Here is an 18,976-nt window from a genome sequence, read left to right as displayed (position 1 = left end):
AAAAAACGAGAAATTTCATTTCAAAACTTCTCGCTTTTGATTGTTAAAATGTCACTTCTACTTCTAATCCAAAATGGTCACTAATCATTGGTGTTGATTTGCCATCAAAGACGACAACAGATTTTTCAATGTTGAAATCTTTACTTGTAAAGATATAATCAATTTTCAGAGCATCCTTATTTCCAGTCCAGCCAGCAATGTCACCTTCAACTGTTGCTGTACCAAGCACTGTGGCAGCAACAACATGACTGTCTTGCAAAGCAAGTGGACTTTTCAGAATGTACCGATAGCCCTCATAACCGACAGGATTATTAAAATCTCCCATCAATAGTAGAGGCATGTTGCGCTGCAATAATTCTTTTTCTACTTGTCCCCATTCTTCTTGGAACCCTTTGTTCCACCAGGAAAGATGACAGGAAGCCACTGTTACAAGCCGTCCAGCAACTTCTATTTCCGCCAAAAGTACTTTTCTAGTGTGATAATCCGTTGGATCGTTGGTCTTAGAAACCAACAACTCACTTGCTTTCAATGGATTTAAAGATAAAATAGCAACTCCCTCATGAAACCGATCAAATCCAATATGATTATAAGCCCAAGACCAATGATAAATAAGACCTTTCTCCACCAATCTCTCCACGAGACAATATACAAAATGATCCTTATGAATCGCAATGGCGTCATCTACCGCATGATAAAACGGAGCCTGAACAACCTGTTCAGACTCCATTTCTTGATTGACTTCCTGCAGGCAAATGACATCATATTTTTCTTGAAGAATCCGCTCAGCTAGTTGATCTAACTTTTTTTCTTGCTCATCTTCCATCCAACTATGAGTATTTAAAGTCAGGAATTTTGCCATGATTTCTCTTTTCTATCTACAATTCTACTTTAGCAACAACTGTTTTCGCTGCTACTTTGCCGAATGTTTCAACTGATACAGATTTAATCGCTTGTGCATTTGTGAAGACAACAACTGTTGAAGTCTCACGGCCTGCTGCTTTAATCGCTTCCAAATCAGCAGTTACAAGCAAATCACCAGCTGCTACTTTTTGTCCCTCTGCTACATGCACTTCAAATGGTTTACCTTCAAGACTGACTGTATCAAGTCCGATATGAACAAGCACTTCAAGACCATTATCAGTCAAGAGACCGAGAGCGTGCTTTGTAGGGAAAATGCTGCTAACCGTACCTGCTACTGGTGAGTAAATCTTGCCATTTTCAGGTTCAACAGCAAATCCGTCACCCATCATTTTTTGAGAGAAAACTGGATCTTTGACATCTGTAATCGCAATCACTTCACCGTCTGCGACTGTCTCAACTTCTTCTGTCACACCTTTGTAGTTCGCTTCGGCAGCTTGTGAAGCTGTCATTTGACTCGGAAGAGTTTCAGGAATCACTTCGCCTGAGTCAAGTAAGTCTTGAATGTCAGATTTCAAAACATCCGCTTTTGGTCCGTAAATTGCTTGAACACCTTGACCTTTCATCACCAAGCCCATAGCTCCTTCGGCTTTCCATTGCTCTTCTGTACCAACTTTTTCTGCATCTTTAACAGTTACACGAAGACGTGTCATACATGCGTCAACATCAACAATGTTTGCACGTCCACCAAGAAGATTGATAATATTCACAGCTTGAGATGCTTCTGCTACTTTGCCACCAGCTGGGGCAGACGAAGGACTATCTTCTCCATCAGCTGTTTCATAGTTTCCGTTACGTCCTGGAGTTGCGTAGTTAAATTTCTTAATCATGAAGTTGGCAATAAAATACATTCCAACTGCAAAGAGCACTGTTACCCAAACAAAATTAATAATATCCATACCCAAACCAGCATTGATGGCTAGTGGAGTACGAGTCAGAAATTCGATTGAACCAAATGAGTGCATACGCAAGTGAACAATATCTGCCATAGCAAAGGCTAACCCTTGCACAACAGCATACACCAAATAAAGAGGTGTTGCAACAAACATAAACATGTATTCAATTGGTTCTGTAACACCTGTTAAGAAAGTTGCAAGTCCTGTTGCAATCATCATCCCTTTGTATTTATGTTTCTTATCATCATCTACATTTCGATAAATTGCAAAGGCAACCCCCATCAAAATACCAAATGAACCAATCATTTGCCCAACTTTAAAACGAGCTGGAGTAATACTATTTAGAAGATGTTGATATTGGTCAGCGTGTGAACCTTTTAAATTAACAAGGTCTGTTACCCAAGCCAACCATAATGGATCTTGACCAAATACAGTCGTTCCTTTAGCAGCCCCTGTCAACACTTCATATGTCCCACCTAATTGAGTATAGTTGATTGGAATTGTCAACATATGGTGAAGTCCAAATGGTAAAAGAAGACGTTCTAAAGTACCAAACAAGAATGGTGCGAGAATTGGAGCTGTCTTTTGAGAGTTAGCAATCCAAATACCAAAATTGTTGATTCCAGTTTGAACAACTGGCCAAAATACTGCAAGAATCAAAGCCACAATTGTAGAACGTAAAATAACAACGAATGGCACAAACCGTTTACCATTAAAGAATGAAAGCGCATCTGGTAATTTACGGTAATTATAATATTTGTTGTAAGCAGTTGCTCCAACAAAACCGGCAATGATACCAACAAACACCCCCATATTAAGAGCAGGAGCTTCAAGTACACTTACAAAATAATCAGCCACCTTAATGGTTCCACCAAAGACAGTTTTTACAGTAGCTCCTTGTTTTGTAAGAAGGTCTGAAGTTACTCCAAAAAAGACCCCTGTAATACGGTTAATTAAAATAAATGAAAGTCCGGCCGCAAATGCACCACCAGCACGTTCCTTTGCCCAGCTACCTCCAATAGCTAATGCAAACAAAATGTGAAGGTTTCCGATAACTCCCCAACCAATTTGCTCAAGAATACCGCCTGTTGTAACAAGAGCAGCTACGTTTGGATTGATCATTGGAATTGACTTACCAATACTGATCATCAAACCAGCCGCGGGCATTACTGCGATAACGACCATCAGAGCTTTTCCGAATTTTTGCCAAAATTCGAAACTGAATATGTTTTTGAATGTCTCTTTCATCATTCATATCTCCTTATAAAATTTTCCGCAAGCGCTTTCCGCAAACGTTTGCATTTATTTGACTCTTTAATTATATCATATATTTCTATTTTGTAAAGCGTTTTTATATAATATTTTAAAAACTTTCCCTATTTTTTACTTGCAAAGTATAACAGATTAAAAAACATCCCCATTAGAAAAGTGCAGAAAAACGATATTTCCTGCACTTCACGTTTATTCTTGCATAGCATAGCCAACACCACGCACGGTTTTTATGTAACTTTTCTGCCCTGCTATATCAAGTTTACTACGAAGATAACGAATATAGACATCAACAACATTTGTTTCGACTGCTCCTTCGTATTTCCAAACGCGCTCTAACAGCTGTTCACGGCTTAAAGCCTGATGACTGCCCATCAGCGTTGCTAACAAATCATACTCTCTTCTAGTCAAGGAAATTATTTCATTCCCTCGATATACAGTATGATTTTGCACGTCAATGCGAAGATTCCGATAAGATGTTGAAACTTTCATCTGACTACAATGATGATCAATAAAATCACGCCCACGAAAAATAGTAGAAATTTTTTCGACCAAGTCCATCACAATGAAAGGCTCTATCATATAACTAACAGCAAAACGTTGGATTTCCTCAGTATATTTTAAAATAATATCACGATTATCCAATACAATAATGACTGAAGCAGGCTTTATCAAACTTAATTGCTCAGCAAACTCCGTTCCTGTCATATCTTCAAGCATAAAATTCAACAGGAATAAATCGTATTGATTAGCTCTCGCAGATGCTAAAGCATCTTTTCCCGTTTCAAGAAGATCCACTCGATAACCTTCATTTTGCAACTCTAAGCTAATAAATTGTGCTAATTTTTTTTCATTCTCAACTAATAAAATCCGCTTCCCCATAGCTTATCCTATTTTTCATCATACCAAGAATAGTGGTAAATGCCTTCTTTATCCTTGCGTTCATACGTATGTGCGCCAAAGTAATCGCGCTGCGCTTGAATCAAATTGGCTGGCAAGTTTTCTGCACGATAGCTATCAAAATAAGCAATCGCACTAGAGAAAGTTGGTACTGGCACACCCGCCTGAACAGCTAAAGCAACTACATCGCGAACAGCTTGTTGATATTTTGCAGTAACATCCATAAAGTATTCGTCAAGAAGTAAGTTTGCAAGATCTGCATTACGACCATATGCATCTGTAATTTTTTGTAAGAAACGAGCACGGATGATACATCCAGCACGCCAAATAGAAGCAATTTCACCAAATGGAAGATTCCAAGCCTGCTCTTTAGATGCGACACGCAATTGTGAGAAACCTTGTGCATAAGACATGATTTTCGAGAAGTATAGAGCTTGGCGAATTTTTTCAATTAATTCAGCCTTATCCCCATCAAATTTAATAGCAGTAGGTTTTGGAAGAACTTTGCTAGCTTGAACACGTTCTTCTTTATAAGCAGAAATATAACGTGCAAAAACAGACTCCGTAATAAGTGGAAGTGGAACACCAAAATCAAGAGCTGATTGGCTCGTCCATTTACCCGTTCCTTTATTTCCAGCTGCATCCAAAATGTAATCAACGATTGGTCCATTTTGTCCTTCATCATCTTTACGTGTCAAAATATCAGCAGTGATTTCAATCAGATAGCTATCCAACTCACCCTTATTCCATTCAGTAAAGATTTCAGCCATTTCTGCTGCTGAAAATCCAAGCAAGTGCTGCATTAAATCATAACTTTCTGCAATCAATTGCATATCGCCATACTCAATCCCATTGTGGACCATTTTTACATAATGACCTGCACCATTTGGTCCGATATAAGTTACACATGGTGCCCCATCCTCTGGCGCTTTCGCTGAAATTTCTTCCAATACATCTGCTACTAATTCATAGGCTTCTTTTTGTCCACCAGGCATGATAGATGGACCTTCAAGCGCACCTTTTTCACCACCAGATACACCTGTCCCGATAAAATTGATTCCAGAATTTGCCAATTCTTCTGAACGACGAATAGTATCTTTATAGAACGTATTTCCACCGTCAATCAAGATATCTCCCTTATCAAGAAACGGTAACAATGCCTGAATCGTTGCGTCTGTCCCTGGCCCAGCTTTAACCATGAGCATGATCCGACGTGGTTTTTCAATAGAATTCACAAAACTTTCCACATCGTAACTTGGAACAAAGTTTTTTTCAGGATGAGATGCAATCACATCCTCTGTTTTATTCGCTGATCGGTTGTAAATTGCCACTGTATAGCCACGAGATTCTATATTAAGGGCGAGGTTACGCCCCATAACAGCCATACCAACAACACCAAAATTCGCTTTTGTCATTTTGCACTCCTCTTTTTTGTTTGTTTTATTTTATCATTTTTAAGCAGGAAAAGAAAGGATTTGTTGCTAAAAACCAATGTTAAAGAGGGGTTCACTCTTCATCAAATAAGCCTTGCAAACTGGCGAACGGACTATTCTTCTCTTTTTGCGCTTGTTTACTTTTTTGATACTCTTCTTCAGTTATGACCTGCCAATCATTTCCTGAAGGCATGCAGTCACTCGCTTTCTCCTCGGACGTCAACACTTTAAGTGGAATATGCAATAAAATATTATCTGCCACACTTTCGGCTAGATTGATTACTTCATTTTCAATCGGCAACACCAAATCATCAGCTATCAAATCTTGGTCCATTTTCCCACTATGTGCATCAGAGAAAACCTCATTCACCAAGTAGTTTTCTTTTTGATCTACCGGTTCCATGCTACGACTGGACGCTAGTGTAATGGTATAAGACAAATCATAATCTAAAAAGTAAAGGCCATCTTCATACTGCACCTTTCCACTTGCAACAATATCTGCGACATTCAAAATTTCTGGATTGCGCATTTGTAATTCTTGTGTCAAATCAAAACCTTGCTCAAAAGTAAGACCATCTGGATTTTTACGAATTTCTTGAATATGTAACATGATTTCCTCGTTTGTATTTAGATTTCTAGTTTTATTATACCATTTTTGAAAAAAGACATAAAGTTCACTTGCAAGTTACTTTACTATACCATTCACTTACTTATACTTTATTACCACTTACAGAAAATGCCTTGAAATCAGGCTCGTTCCTGCTATAATCATTGCAACAAATAAAAAGGAGATTAGGATGAAACTCATCTTCAAAAATAAAGTATTCGCTTTTATCAGCTTGTCACGCATGTTCAATATTCTAGGTTCTTCCATTTATAATATTGTTTTTGTTGTTTTTGCTTCTAGTCTGCCACATCCAAAGTTTGCTGTAGGAATTGCAAATTTTATCGTTCTTGTTCCAACATTTTTTACGATATTTATCGGTATGCAAGCGGATAAAACGATTCAGAAAGCTCGCTGGCTCATTCATATGGGGTATGTACAAGCTTTCGTCTTTACTGCGGTAGCTATTTTGACAAAGTCTAGTACCTATATTGCCTTTTCAACCGTTTGTCTCATCAATATCCTTTCAGATACTATCAGCGACTATCGCAGTGGACTACAAATGCCTATTTTGAAAAAGAATATTGCTGATGTAGATATGATGGAAGCTTTTTCTTTCACACAACTCCTCACCTATCTATGCAATCTTGCTGGACAAGCTCTTGGTGTTTGGCTATTAACTGTTAGCAATCAAAACTTCACTCTAGTCGCTCTTATCAATGCCTTGTCTTTCCTACTATCTTCTACAACACTCTATTTTGTCCGTCACCGTTTGACCCATGAAATCGTTCAACGTGAACAAATAAAGACGACTCCGCTAAAGCAGCAATTCAAACAGATGTATCAAAGTTCTAAATTAATTTTTGAGCAAGATAGTTCTACTAATTTTTTCAAATTACTATTACAGGTGCTCATCCTTAATGCGCTAGGTGGCTCTATTATGGCTCTTTATAATTTGTATTTATTGGATCATCCTTTATTTGGTCTCTCTTTCAGTCAATCTTTACTAATCTTTGAAACGACGTTTATTTTAGGAGTTATTTCTGCTAGTCTTACCCCCAATGATTATTTTAGCAAATTATCGATCAATAAATTAGCTCTTTGGGCTTCTCTAACAATTCCTATTTTAGGGATTATCAATTTCTATCATTTACCTGTTTTTCTAGGATTACTTGTTATTTTCTTTATGATGTATATTGCTGGGAAGGTCAATCCTAAAATTAACAGCCTGCTTCTCAGCAAACTGCCTTCAGATGTTTTAGCTCAAACTTCTAGTTTTCTTAGTTTGCTCTTTTCGTTCTCTATTCCACTAGGAACGATGATTTTTACCAGTCTAGCTATTTGGAATATGAAAATCACTTGGATGGTGTTTACAGGATGTGGTATCATATCTCTCCTACTCTCATTAAAAAAGAGATAGGAATAAAGCTAGATTGCTTTCACTTATATTGTAAAACAGCAAAAAAGATCGGGATAGACAGTCATGATTGCAATACAATCATAGGAATCTATCTCAATCTTTTTACATTTTTCTTAAACGATCAACCCGTTCAGAAATCGGTGGGTGGGTGTAAAATAATTTTTGCAAGCCACCTTCTTTTTGCGGATCGTTAATATAGAGAGCTGCACTAGCATCATCAACTTTATGGTGCATAGGATCGCTATTTTCTAATTTCAAGAGAGCATTAATCATCCCTTGTGGATTGCGAGTTAATTCTACACTTGAAGCATCTGCTAAAAATTCACGCTGACGAGAAATGGCTAATTGAACCAACGTTGCTGCTAAAGGAGCTAATATAATCGCAATGAGCGACAAAATCAACATTAGAACGCCCAAACCATTATCATTATCTCGGCTATCACGTCTGCGACCACTTCCACCAAACCACATCATACGCCCTGCCAAGCTCGATAACATCGTTACCGCACTAGCAAGCGCTACTGCAATCGTTGAAATTCGAATATCATAATTACGAATGTGACTCACTTCGTGTCCAATAACAGCTTCCAATTCTTCACGATTCATCATATTCAACAGACCTGTTGTCGCTGCTACTGCCGCATTTTCAGGTTTTGAGCCTGTTGCAAAAGCATTGGGTGATGAGTCTTCAACAATATACACTCGTGGCATAGGAACTTGGGCTACCATCGCCATATCTTCTACCACATGATAAAAATCAGGAGCCTCAGCTTCCGTGACTTGTCGAGCACCATTCATGGACATGACAACCTCAGTAGACTGAAAAATCATGCTAAAAGCATAAATCCCTCCAATGATAAAGGCAATCAGCACTCCGCCAAGAATCGAATCGAACCACAAATAGCCAACTGCAGCACCAATAATCGCTAAGAGAGCAAAAAATGCAATCAAGAGAACCCACGTTCGTCTTTTATTACTAGCAATTTGATCAAAGAGCATATTAGTCTCCTAAACCGCTAAAATCAACTTTTGGTACGGATTTTTCTTCCTCTGGAACAGCCAAGAAATCTGCCGGCTTAAAGCTGAACATTCCAGCGACAATATTACTTGGAAATGTTTCTAGTTTCACATTATAATTGCTTGTTACACTATTATAAAGCTGACGAGAATACGAGATTTTATTTTCAGTATTAGTTAATTCTTCTTGCAATTTTACAAAATTTGTACTTGCTTGCAATTCTGGGTAATTTTCTGCAACAGCAAAAATTCCTGAGATCTGACGCGTCAAGGCATCACTTGCTTTCATAGCTTCTGCTGGAGTTGTTGCAGCAGCCACCTGCCGACGCAGTTCTGTTACTTTTTCAAACGTTGATGCTTCATATTTGGCATACCCTTTGACCGTTTCAATCAAATTTGGCAACAAGTCATTTCGACGTTTCAATTGAACATCAATCTGACTCCATGCTTCTTTGGTTTGCATGCGGCTTTTGACAAGACCATTGTAACTAGCAATTACAAACAGCACTAGTACCACTACAATAGCTAAAATAATTATCCACATAGTCATTCTCCTTTTAATTTATTATAGATATTATACCAGAAAAATGAAAATAATAAACATTTTAACTTCTTCAAAAAAGAAATTTTAAAGATTCTCTTCTGATTATTTGGTATAATAGAGGCAAGAAGATACAAGTAAGGATAAATGATGACACCCGAAGAATTTTATCAACTTTTAAAACAGCAACAGATTGAACTCACGGACCGACAACAGATGCAGTTTGAACGCTATTTTGAACTGCTCGTTGAATGGAATAAAAAAATCAATCTGACAGCTATCACTGAAAAAAAAGAAGTGTATCTCAAGCATTTCTATGATTCCATTGCACCAATTTTGCAGGGACGGATTAAAAACCAAAATATCAAACTATTGGATATTGGAGCCGGGGCAGGTTTTCCTAGCCTCCCTATGAAAATCCTCTATCCAGCGTTAGATGTGACGGTTATTGATTCTCTAAACAAGCGCATTCTATTTTTAAATCATCTGGCTGACGAATTAGATTTGGAAAAAGTTCATTTCTATCATGGTCGGGCAGAAGATTTTGCTCAAGATAAAGACTTCCGCGCCCAATTTGATATTGTAACTGCGCGCGCCGTTGCCCGTATGCAAATCTTAGCCGAACTAACCATTCCTTTTCTTAAAGTTGGTGGACATCTTTTAGCACTCAAAGCTACTAATGCCCCTGAGGAATTAACGGAGGCTAATAACGCTCTTTCTCTTCTATTCAGCAAAGTCAAAGAAAATAGTAGCTATCAACTTCCAAATGGCGACCCACGCTATATCACTATTGTTGATAAGAAAAAAGAAACTCCCAATAAATACCCTCGCAAAGCAGGAATTCCTAATAAACGCCCCTTATAAAACGAAACACCAAGCACTTTAAAACTGCTTGGTTTCTTTATTATCTCCAATTTAGCCCACTTTTCTACAGCAATGCTGGACATGCTTATAAAGGGCAGCATAGCGGCCGTGGTAGTCTTTCCGCCAAGGCTTATCTCGGCCACAAAAGTGAAGAAAGACAGTATGTTTTATGACCCAGTCTAAATCCCACTCTCCCTTACTTCTAGCGTAATAAAGAACATTATAGCGTACATCGTAATTATATAATTCATCTGGAATCTGGAGTGTCAAATGCCCGTACAAAGCATTTAGTACATCTTGGTCTGGTAAAAAAAGTTTAAAACGATTTTGAGCAATATCATCTAAAATAGCGTCACGCTTCACTTTTTGTCGAATTGCTATCAAATTCATGAGTAAAACTCCTGAATTATAGTAACTTTCTGCCTCAAAATTTTGTAAGCGTAGCTTATTGACTAAATCTGTCATGTTAGTATCTGAACCATGACTAGCTGCAGCATATAAAGAAGCGCCTAACTCCATTTCATAAAGTGGACAAATATCATTCAAACATAAAATATCGGCGTCCAAATATAGAATTTTGTCTAAATCCTTAGGGAGATATTCATGAGCCAATAAACGATAGTAAATTGTCTCTGGATACCGATCAGCGATTGGAGCATCTTCAAAAGCTCTTTCACCAATCACAACTGGATCATAAACGATTCCTAATGCCTCACAAAAGCTCTCAATCTCTGCATGCTTTTTTAACAATTGTTTCTGCAAGACAAACACATGCAGCAAAGCTGACGGTGTATTCTGATACACTGAATATAAGGTCGTTTTAAACGGCTCTATATAGTGATCATCAATTGAGAATAAAAGATTTATTTCCATCATTTATTCCCCATCTATCTATTCTTCTCGAAAAACGGGTTGTGGACCAAATGTTTGTGAAACAGGCATGAGCTCAATTCGGTTAATATTGACATGAGGAGGCTGCCCAATAATCCAAGCAACAGTATTGGCAATATCTACTGGCTGAATAGCATGAGCTCCTTCATACAATTTTTCAGATCGTTGCTTATCTCCCTTAAACCGAACAGTTGAAAATTCTGTGCCTTCACAAAGACCGGGTTCAATATTGGTCACACGAATATGATGTCCAGCCAAATCAGCACGTAAATTCAGAGAAAACTGCTTTACGAATGCTTTACTAGCTCCTTACACATTAGCTCCTGGATAAGGGACTGTCCCAGCAGTTGAACCAAGGTTGATAATAAGCCCACTATCCCGCTCTACCATTTGTGGTATAATCTGGCGTGTTAGATAAACCAAACCAACAACATTAGTCTGAATCATTGTCAGCCAATCTTGCATATCTGCTTCATAAGCCTTATCTAAACCTAACGCTAAACCTGCATTGTTGACCAAAATATCAATCTTTTGCCAAGCCTCTGGCAAATTTTCTAAAGCCTCATCCACACTTTTCACATCCGATACATCCATTTGAAGTGGATAAAAGTTTGCAAAGCCCAATTCCTGCTGAAGTTGCGCTAATTTTTCTGATCTTCTTGCTGCACCAATCACTTGATGGCCTTCTGCCACCAAACGGCGACAAATAGCTTGTCCAAAACCAGCCGAAGCTCCTGTTACCAATGCAATCATTTTCTTCCTCCTATGTACATTTCAATTCTCATTTATAGCCAAGGATTGTAAAATCGACCGTGATTCACGACAAAGAGTAATAGACTGAATAATAAAAATAAACCAGCCAGTACAATTACTTCAATATCCAACCTCTGAAAAGCCTGATAAGTGTACCATGTCCGCTTCTTATTTTTGCCAAAACGCCGCAATTCCATAGCTGTCGCAATCGTATCAATCCGTTCCAGCGAACTAAAAATCAAGGGAACAATAATTTGCAAATTGCCTTTGATTCGCTGACTGAACTTTGCTTTTTTTGACAATTCTAATCCACGTGCTTCTTGGGACATTCTAATCAAGTAAAACTCCTCTTGCAAATCCGGAATATATCGCAGCGTTAAGCTGACAGAATAAGCTATTTTATAGGGTATTCCGATTTGATTCATGCTAGAGGCAAACTGACTTGGGTGAGTTGTCATCAGAAAAATAACCGCCAAAGGAATAGTGCAGAGATATTTCAAAAATAAATTAAATAGATAAAATATCTCCTGAGCAGTTACAGTGTAACTACCTAGTCCACTTAGCCAAACTGTCTGTTCTCCATAAATCTCTACTCCATACTGAGGTGCAAACAGGTAGACCATGATGAGATTCAAAGCAGCAAAAAGACCAGCAAAGATCAAAATAAATGATACATCCTTAAAATGAATATGAGACACTTTGAATAAAAAGAGCGATCCAACTGCAATGACCAATAATAAACGTGTATCATAGCTAATCATTGCTGCAGTTGATACTAAAATGAAAAACAACAATTTACTAGCACCCGATAAGCGATGAAGAAAGGTCGTACCCGCATGGTAACCGATTAGTTTTTGTTGATTAAGCATGACTTTTTTCCCTTTCTCGCATGTAAAATTCAGTCAAAGCTAGCGGATCTACTTCTAGTTTTTCAGCCAAAGAAAAAATTGATGTTTCTTTCAGATTTGCCGCCTGAATCAACTTCTTATCTGTCAGAACTTCTGCAGGGGCTTTATCTGCTAAGATATGTCCATCCAGCATGACAATCGCACGTTCAGAATAATCCAGCATTAATTGCATATCGTGTGTAATCATCACAATAGTGTGGCCTTTTTGATTCAACTCGTCCAAAAAATTCATAATTTCTGTATAATTATGTTGGTCTTGCCCAGCTGTTGGCTCATCTAAAAGAATAATCTCTGGATTTAACACTAAAATGGAAGCAATGGTCACACGCTTTTTTTGGCCAAAGGACAAAGCAGAAATAGGCCAATGTCGAAATTCATATAGACCACAAGTTTTTAGTACAGTTAAGACTCGCTTTTTTATTTCTTCTTCTGCAACGCCACGCAGCTTCAATCCCAAGGCAACTTCATCAAAAATCATGGTTGTTGAAATCATCTGATTTGGATTTTGTAACACATAACCAATCCGCTCTGCTCGCTCCTTAATTGAATCTCCTTTGATGTCTTTTCCTTGCCAAGTATAGCTTCCTTCCGTTTCAATGAATTGACAAAGCGCTTTTGCTAACGTGGATTTGCCTGCACCATTTTTTCCAACGATCGCAATCTTTTCCCCTCTAGAGATTGCTAGATGAATATCTTTTAAAACTTTTTTCTCCCCATAAGCAAATTGAACGTTTTTCAATTCTAGCAAGTAATCTTGCACCTGTGGTTTTTGAATAGGAACCAACTCTCCCAAAAATTGAATAGAAGATACGTCTATCTGATCTAAAGTTGCCAACTGTGTAGCATCTTTCACATGAAAGCCAAGCTGGCGCAGCGTTGTAAGATAAAGAGGTTCACGAATACCATTGGCAGCTAGTAAATCCGTATGCAACAAATCATCTGGACTACCATTAAACAAAATTCGGCCATCATTGATGAGCACAATTCGATCAATCGCTCGATAAAGCACATCTTCCAAACGATGTTCAATGATGATCGTCGTCGTTCTTGCTTCCGCATGAATTTGGTCAATCAGCTCAATTGTATCCTGCCCTGATTTAGGATCTAGGTTTGCCAAAGGCTCATCGAACAATAAAATCGGACTTTCATCAATCAACACCCCGGCTAAACTGACCCGCTGTTTCTGCCCACCAGACAAATCTTGAGGACGCTGATGTAAGAGCGACAGTAGCTCCAATTTCTCAGCCCATAAATGTACCCTATCTCTCATCGTTGGCAAATCCACCATGTCGTTTTCCAAAGCAAATGCTAAATCTTCTGCAACGCTCAACCCGATAAACTGACCGTCTGTATCCTGCAAAACTGTACTCACGAGATTTGACAGTTCATAGACGCTCCTATCAAAGACAGACTTTCCTTGAATCAATAAACTTCCTGTCATTTCTCCATGATAAATATTGGGGATAATTCCATTCAAGCACTGGCCAAGCGTCGATTTACCACAACCAGAAGGCCCCACAATCAGGACTTTTTCTCCCTCATAAATTGTCAAATCAACATTTTTTAATGTTGGTTCTGTCTGTACTTGATACTGAAAACTAAAATTTTCAAATTGAATAATTGGTTTTTCCATCACATTCTTCTTTATAAAGCAAGAGCAATTTGTATTGCCAAGTTAGCTACTTTGTCTTTTTCATCTAAATCTGCATGATTCGACAGATTACGCATATCCCAATTTTCCTCGGACAAATGATCCGCCGCATAAAAGAAGTGGCAGATGGGAATATTACGAAAAGCGGCTAAGGCTGCAACTGCTGAACATTCCATATCTACACAAATGGCTCCTGCTTCTTTACGCTTATACAATTTTTCTGCGGTCTCTCGATAAATGCCATCCGTTGTCCAAACTTTACCAACGGAGTGAGAAATCCCATTCTCATCTAAAAAGGAAATCAGAAAATCTTGCAAGCCCACATTCACCTCTATCTCATCAGAAGCTGGCAGATAATGATAGCTGGTTCCTTCATCACGAATAGCCATCTGAGGTACAATGATGGACGTTTCCTTAATAGTTTCATCTAAAACACCACATGTTCCAAATAAGACCAATTTTTTCATCCCGAAGGCAATCAAATCTTCCAGAATAGCGACACAAGCTGATGCACCAACCGGTGCATTAAATAGAGCAATCGGTGTACCTTTTACAATAATCCTGTAAATTGGAATCTCAATATTTGCCATGGAAGTGGTGGCCACCTGTTCATGTCGGAAACTCATTAGCATCCGCTCAAAAGTAGCACGAGCAAAACAAGATACCACCAACTCTGGGAAATCGGGCAGTGTCTCAATCAAATCTTCTGGATTGATAATCGCTCTGCGATTATTATCAAATTCCTCTAAAATCATCCACTGCTCCTCCCATATATACTCATTCTATTGTAGCACAAAAGAAAATAAGATGAAAATCAATTTTGAAGTTCCTTAAAACTCTCCCTAAGTGTAAAAGAATCTAACCAAACAAAAAGAGTTCAGCTTCTTGCCGACCCTACTTGGTTAATGAGAAAATGTGACAATGATTAAAATGGTCGACCTTGTCGACGAAGTAAACTGAAACTCGTTGAGATTGGCGTCTCAGTCGACAAAACAAACCAAAACTTGTTAAGATTAGCGACCTAGTCGACAAAGCAAATCAAAACTCGTTAAGACTGCCGACTAGAGCGACAGGACGAACAAGAACTTCTTTCTTCTGGCCGAGCCTCGGATGATATGAACCAAAAGCAGTTTTCTCCATCCGAGCCTAGGACAACATGAACCGAAACTAGTTTGCTCTGGCCGAGGGGCGGACGGATTACCCAAAAAGTAGTTCACTTTTGTCAAAAAAAGGCTAGGTAGCCCAACCTCCTTAACATATAAAGACAGCCTGATCTTCTCTCATTCAGAATCGTCCATTTCCTTATCAATCTTGTGTTGACGAGATTGATTGTATGTATTTACAAACCAATTAAATATTCCTGGCGCAACCAAATATGTGATAAAACTGCCAAATAGAAACAGAATGAAATCATTTGTCGGACGAGTTTTATCATGCAATACACCAAAATGATAGTGATAATAACCACTCAAAACTGTCAAACAGAATGCTTGGAATAAAGTCATGAGTATTCCTAGCTTCTTCTTTTCAACAATTTTTTCTTTCCTCATCACAAAGAAGTAAATTCCGCCGCTAATCAGAATAGCTAGCAATTCATCCACATAAGATTTTATTGAAAAGTGAAACAGAAAAACTTGATAGCAATTCCAATGCCTAAAATGACAAGTAAAACTCAAAACGCATAGGCTTCAGCCTTGTATGTCCCTTGCCGAATACGCTCGTCTTTTTCGCCACTAAAATAATCCTTTATTTTGTTCATGACAAACCTCCTCTCAGGCTTCATCTTCTAATCTTCTAGCTCTGATAAATATTTCTCAAATCGCGCCTTCTGCCATTTACCGATAATCTCTAGTAGCAGATTAATCACCAACATGATAGGGAGATACAGCAAAAATGTAATTGGGATAGCCAATAAAAACTTGGCATGCAACGGATTGTTCTGATAAATAGCCTGATTGATTTGAAAATTTTGAACTAGGATCATGACAGTCACAAAAGCTGTCATGGCAATCACACCCCAAATAGTAAAGGTAAAACTATTAAAATAATTAGCACCTAGCCATCGACAACACTCCAAAAAGTAAAGAAATGCAATCATACTCGAAAATAAGAATAACTGCGCATAGATTTCCCCTGAATGGACAAAGACACTTCCAATATAAAAGATAAAATTACTAATCATCAGCAAACTAAATGCTTCCGTCCCAGCCTTATTGATTAATTACTCTTCTCGCTCATCCAAAATCTGACGTTTAATGAATTTCATGATTCCTCCTCCCAAAATAATTGATCTAATGTTTTGTCCAATCGTTTGCAAATTGCAATGCACAAACTGAGACTAGGATTATACTTACCCGCTTCGATCAAACCAATCGTTTGCCGTGTCACACCAATCGCATCGGCCAAATCTCCCTGTGTCATGTCATGCTCTACCCGCGCCATTTTCAATTTAAGATTTTTCGTCATTCTCTTTATCCTCTTGACTAAAATCACTTTTTTTCTTTGTCGCGTACAAGGTGAAACCCAAAATTATATTACTAAAACCCAGAACTATGAACGTCCAATTTTTCTGACTCAATCCTACTAATAAAAAAGTTACTCCTAGCAACAGCCATATCATGTAAGCTGCTCCTACTGTTTTTTTATCATTTTTCATAAATTTCAATTCCTTCCTCATTACTATTACACAATATATTTTATAAAATGCAATATATAAATAACATTTTGTACATTTTTTATGGCCTTAGAAAAAATTTAAAATAAAAAAGCTCAGATTATTCTTTCTGAGCCCTCAAATATAACTAATCCTTTTTCAAACTTCCCGATTTGGTTTGTGTACGAGCATAAGCCAGCAACAGCACTGTTCCCGCAATAGCAACAGTTAAGCCATTAGAAATCGTTGCAACAACACCTTGTACCAAAACCTTATTGACAGGCTCATTGTAAATCAAAATATCCCCTAATGGGGCAATAACAACCCATACTATTGCATTAGCTAATACTTGAATCACATTAAAGGATATAATATCTTTTACCTCAAAAATCCCTTGCGTAGCACGAATCCGTTTTCGAAATAGCCCAACAATCAAACCAAACAAACCACTGGCAATGACCCATGACCACCAAGGATTCCCATATTGCAATGAATCCTTTAGTGCATGACCGACAAAGCCCGTCAAAAATCCAACGACAGGTCCGAAAATTACACTAAACAAGGCTTGCAAAGCATACTGCAATTGAATACTAGTATTTGGAACAGGTGTTGGAATACTAATCATTCCAATAACAACAAAGAGAGCTGCTCCAATCCCCGTTGCGACAACACTTCTTATTGAATTATTTTTCATAACAACCTCCTTTATTATTTTTCAATCCGTTTGATTTCAATACTCCATTGCGCTCCGACTCCTACATTATAGGCCTTTGCAAAAGAACCTTGATTGATAGCCAGACCAACACGATAAAGAGAATTGATATACAAAATTGGCTGACCAATCCGGACATCCGCAAAAGATTTCCCATAAGTCACCTGATTTTGATAGACCAGCATATCATTATTGTAAATCGTGACCTCAAACCGATCACCAAATTCAGGACTTAGAGTATAAAATTCCTCACGCCTAATAGAAGTCCACAGTGACCCAAAACGAACATCTAAAATATCAATAGCCCCACTAACAAAATCATTCCCAATTGTCGTTTCCACAACAGGAATTTCCATGATATCCTCAGTATCTAGTTCAGGTCCTACCTCCTCAAAAGTAATATGTCCACTAGCTAGTTTTGCCCCTGTATAAGCATAAACATCCCGACCATGAAACGTATAAGAATGCTCCGTATTTTTTCGTCGGTTTTCCACCTCCGAAATCTCACGAATCGCAACAATTCCCACATGTTTCTTGATAAAAGAAAGTGTCCCATTATTTGGCGTGACAATATACTGATTTTGTACAGTTTTGGCAACCACGCTTTTGCGCTTAGAGCCAACACCCGGATCCACAACTGATACAAAAGTTGTTCCCTCCGGCCAATAATTCACCGTTTGAAACAAACGATAACTTCCCTCAAAAATATTGTAAGGCGTAATATCATGGGTCAAATGATGTATTTTTAAAGTTGGAGATTCTTCTAACGCCACACCGACCATCGCCGATACAGCCCCATCTACCAAACCGAAATCTGATTGTAGTACAAGTAAATTATTATACATCTTCTCTCCTTCATCACACTTCTATCATAACACAAATTAAATTTCTTATCCATTATCTATTTTTTTATCACATTAATAAATACTATCTATAATTATTCGCCCATCTTAGCAAATGACTAAATATAAAATAACTATTTTGAGTTAATACAAATCTCAAATATTAGAAAATAACATTACCAGCAAAACATAATAATTTCTAACCTAATATTTATAAAATTTCACACCTCTCCAGAATGTAACATATGATTCAAGAAGTTGATAATAAATAAGCCAGTAGCATTTAAATATAAAAGAGAAAAGCAAAATACTTCTCCCGCTTTCAATACTACAATTTATATTAAGTCGAAAAAAGGAGAGAATAAACTTATTCTCTCCAGATGTTAAAAACTAACATTTATTTAAGCTAATATCGAATAAAATATCGGGAAGACAGGATTCGAACCTGCGACACCTTGGTCCCAAACCAAGTACTCTACCAAGCTGAGCTACTTCCCGTATAGGTAGAAAAACCGAAGCCCTCAGACTTCTTCCCTATGCACCCTAGAGGAGTCGAACCTCTAACCGCCTGATTCGTAGTCAGGTACTCTATCCAGTTGAGCTAAGGGTGCTCTAACTATTGAATATATATATTCATTATACCAAAAATATTAAAAAAGTCAAACCTTTTTATGCACCCTAGAGGAGTCGAACCTCTAACCGCC

The 18,976-nt window shown here is 37.9% G+C and carries 18 protein-coding genes, 2 tRNA genes and 2 pseudogenes; 2 read left to right on the top strand and 20 right to left on the bottom strand.

Annotated features, from left to right (window positions below):
• Positions 1-43: 43 nt before the first annotated feature.
• From HMPREF2542_RS08075 to HMPREF2542_RS08055, 5 genes are all read right to left on the bottom strand, one after another.
• Positions 44-859 carry an endonuclease/exonuclease/phosphatase family protein gene (locus HMPREF2542_RS08075; protein WP_058669787.1) on the bottom strand — a complete coding sequence of 272 codons (816 nt, stop codon included), beginning with the start codon at positions 857-859 and terminating at the stop codon, positions 44-46.
• 16 nt (positions 860-875) lie between these two features.
• Positions 876-3,065 carry a PTS transporter subunit IIBC gene (locus HMPREF2542_RS08070; RefSeq protein ID WP_048800585.1) on the bottom strand — a complete coding sequence of 730 codons (2,190 nt, stop codon included), beginning with the start codon at positions 3,063-3,065 and terminating at the stop codon, positions 876-878.
• A gap of 210 nt (positions 3,066-3,275) precedes the next feature.
• Positions 3,276-3,965 carry a response regulator transcription factor gene (locus tag HMPREF2542_RS08065; protein WP_058669788.1) on the bottom strand — a complete coding sequence of 230 codons (690 nt, stop codon included), beginning with the start codon at positions 3,963-3,965 and terminating at the stop codon, positions 3,276-3,278.
• 8 nt (positions 3,966-3,973) lie between these two features.
• Positions 3,974-5,398, bottom strand: coding sequence for an NADP-dependent phosphogluconate dehydrogenase (gndA, locus tag HMPREF2542_RS08060; RefSeq protein WP_003068118.1), 1,425 nt, complete (start codon positions 5,396-5,398; stop codon positions 3,974-3,976).
• Between the two features lie 91 nt (positions 5,399-5,489).
• On the bottom strand, positions 5,490-6,026 hold the full coding sequence (locus HMPREF2542_RS08055; RefSeq protein ID WP_070484704.1) for a DUF177 domain-containing protein: 537 nt from the start codon (positions 6,024-6,026) through the stop codon (positions 5,490-5,492).
• A 187-nt stretch (positions 6,027-6,213) separates the two neighbouring features.
• On the opposite strand from HMPREF2542_RS08055, the gene HMPREF2542_RS08050 reads away from it, so the two are divergent.
• The gene (locus HMPREF2542_RS08050; RefSeq protein WP_058669790.1) at positions 6,214-7,440 is read left to right on the top strand and encodes an MFS transporter; all 1,227 of its coding nucleotides are present in this window, start codon (positions 6,214-6,216) and stop codon (positions 7,438-7,440) included.
• A gap of 102 nt (positions 7,441-7,542) precedes the next feature.
• On the opposite strand, the gene htpX is transcribed toward HMPREF2542_RS08050, so the two are convergent.
• Entirely contained in the window at positions 7,543-8,439 is an 897-nt protein-coding gene (htpX, locus tag HMPREF2542_RS08045) for a zinc metalloprotease HtpX (protein WP_058669791.1), read from the bottom strand.
• A gap of 1 nt (position 8,440) precedes the next feature.
• Positions 8,441-9,001 carry a LemA family protein gene (locus tag HMPREF2542_RS08040; protein WP_003068112.1) on the bottom strand — a complete coding sequence of 187 codons (561 nt, stop codon included), beginning with the start codon at positions 8,999-9,001 and terminating at the stop codon, positions 8,441-8,443.
• 147 nt (positions 9,002-9,148) lie between these two features.
• Here HMPREF2542_RS08040 and rsmG point away from each other — a divergent pair, with 147 nt between their 5' ends.
• Positions 9,149-9,862, top strand: coding sequence for a 16S rRNA (guanine(527)-N(7))-methyltransferase RsmG (rsmG, locus tag HMPREF2542_RS08035; RefSeq protein ID WP_058669792.1), 714 nt, complete (start codon positions 9,149-9,151; stop codon positions 9,860-9,862).
• 51 nt (positions 9,863-9,913) lie between these two features.
• On the opposite strand, the gene HMPREF2542_RS08030 is transcribed toward rsmG, so the two are convergent.
• The 13 genes and pseudogenes from HMPREF2542_RS08030 to HMPREF2542_RS07970 form a co-directional block, all read right to left on the bottom strand.
• On the bottom strand, positions 9,914-10,738 hold the full coding sequence (locus HMPREF2542_RS08030) for a glycosyltransferase family 8 protein (RefSeq protein WP_058669793.1): 825 nt from the start codon (positions 10,736-10,738) through the stop codon (positions 9,914-9,916).
• A 15-nt stretch (positions 10,739-10,753) separates the two neighbouring features.
• Positions 10,754-11,506: pseudogene (locus HMPREF2542_RS08025) on the bottom strand (SDR family oxidoreductase).
• 32 nt (positions 11,507-11,538) lie between these two features.
• Positions 11,539-12,375: an energy-coupling factor transporter transmembrane component T family protein gene (locus tag HMPREF2542_RS08020; protein WP_003071815.1), complete on the bottom strand. Its 837-nt coding sequence runs from the start codon at positions 12,373-12,375 to the stop codon at positions 11,539-11,541.
• Positions 12,368-14,047, bottom strand: coding sequence for an ABC transporter ATP-binding protein (locus tag HMPREF2542_RS08015; protein ID WP_058669795.1), 1,680 nt, complete (start codon positions 14,045-14,047; stop codon positions 12,368-12,370). The genes HMPREF2542_RS08020 and HMPREF2542_RS08015 overlap by 8 nt, the downstream gene beginning before the upstream one ends.
• An 11-nt stretch (positions 14,048-14,058) precedes the next feature.
• A complete protein-coding gene (locus tag HMPREF2542_RS08010; protein WP_058669796.1) occupies positions 14,059-14,820 on the bottom strand; it encodes a nucleoside phosphorylase in 762 nt (253 codons plus the stop codon).
• A gap of 525 nt (positions 14,821-15,345) precedes the next feature.
• Positions 15,346-15,824, bottom strand: a pseudogene (locus tag HMPREF2542_RS10250) (DUF6773 family protein).
• A 27-nt stretch (positions 15,825-15,851) separates the two neighbouring features.
• Complete coding sequence (locus tag HMPREF2542_RS08000; protein ID WP_227743473.1) at positions 15,852-16,283, bottom strand: DUF6773 family protein; 432 nt, start codon at positions 16,281-16,283, stop codon at positions 15,852-15,854.
• A gap of 44 nt (positions 16,284-16,327) precedes the next feature.
• The gene (locus HMPREF2542_RS07995; protein ID WP_058669797.1) at positions 16,328-16,531 is read right to left on the bottom strand and encodes a helix-turn-helix transcriptional regulator; all 204 of its coding nucleotides are present in this window, start codon (positions 16,529-16,531) and stop codon (positions 16,328-16,330) included.
• The gene (locus tag HMPREF2542_RS07990) at positions 16,515-16,721 is read right to left on the bottom strand and encodes a hypothetical protein (RefSeq protein WP_058669798.1); all 207 of its coding nucleotides are present in this window, start codon (positions 16,719-16,721) and stop codon (positions 16,515-16,517) included. Before HMPREF2542_RS07990 ends, HMPREF2542_RS07995 begins: the two co-directional genes overlap by 17 nt.
• A 145-nt stretch (positions 16,722-16,866) precedes the next feature.
• Positions 16,867-17,412, bottom strand: coding sequence for an ECF-type riboflavin transporter substrate-binding protein (locus tag HMPREF2542_RS07985; RefSeq protein ID WP_003068088.1), 546 nt, complete (start codon positions 17,410-17,412; stop codon positions 16,867-16,869).
• 14 nt (positions 17,413-17,426) lie between these two features.
• Positions 17,427-18,275: an SAM hydrolase/SAM-dependent halogenase family protein gene (locus tag HMPREF2542_RS07980; RefSeq protein ID WP_006270191.1), complete on the bottom strand. Its 849-nt coding sequence runs from the start codon at positions 18,273-18,275 to the stop codon at positions 17,427-17,429.
• A 421-nt stretch (positions 18,276-18,696) separates the two neighbouring features.
• Positions 18,697-18,770: transfer RNA gene (locus tag HMPREF2542_RS07975), tRNA-Pro, on the bottom strand.
• A 39-nt stretch (positions 18,771-18,809) separates the two neighbouring features.
• A tRNA-Arg gene (locus HMPREF2542_RS07970) sits at positions 18,810-18,883 on the bottom strand.
• Positions 18,884-18,976 lie beyond the last annotated feature (93 nt).

It is taken from the genome of Streptococcus sp. HMSC034B05, from assembly GCF_001809055.1.
GTDB classification, from domain to species: Bacteria; Bacillota; Bacilli; order Lactobacillales; family Streptococcaceae; genus Streptococcus; species Streptococcus constellatus.
Note: the sequence above shows the minus strand (reverse complement) of the source record. Positions and strands in the feature narration are given on the sequence as shown.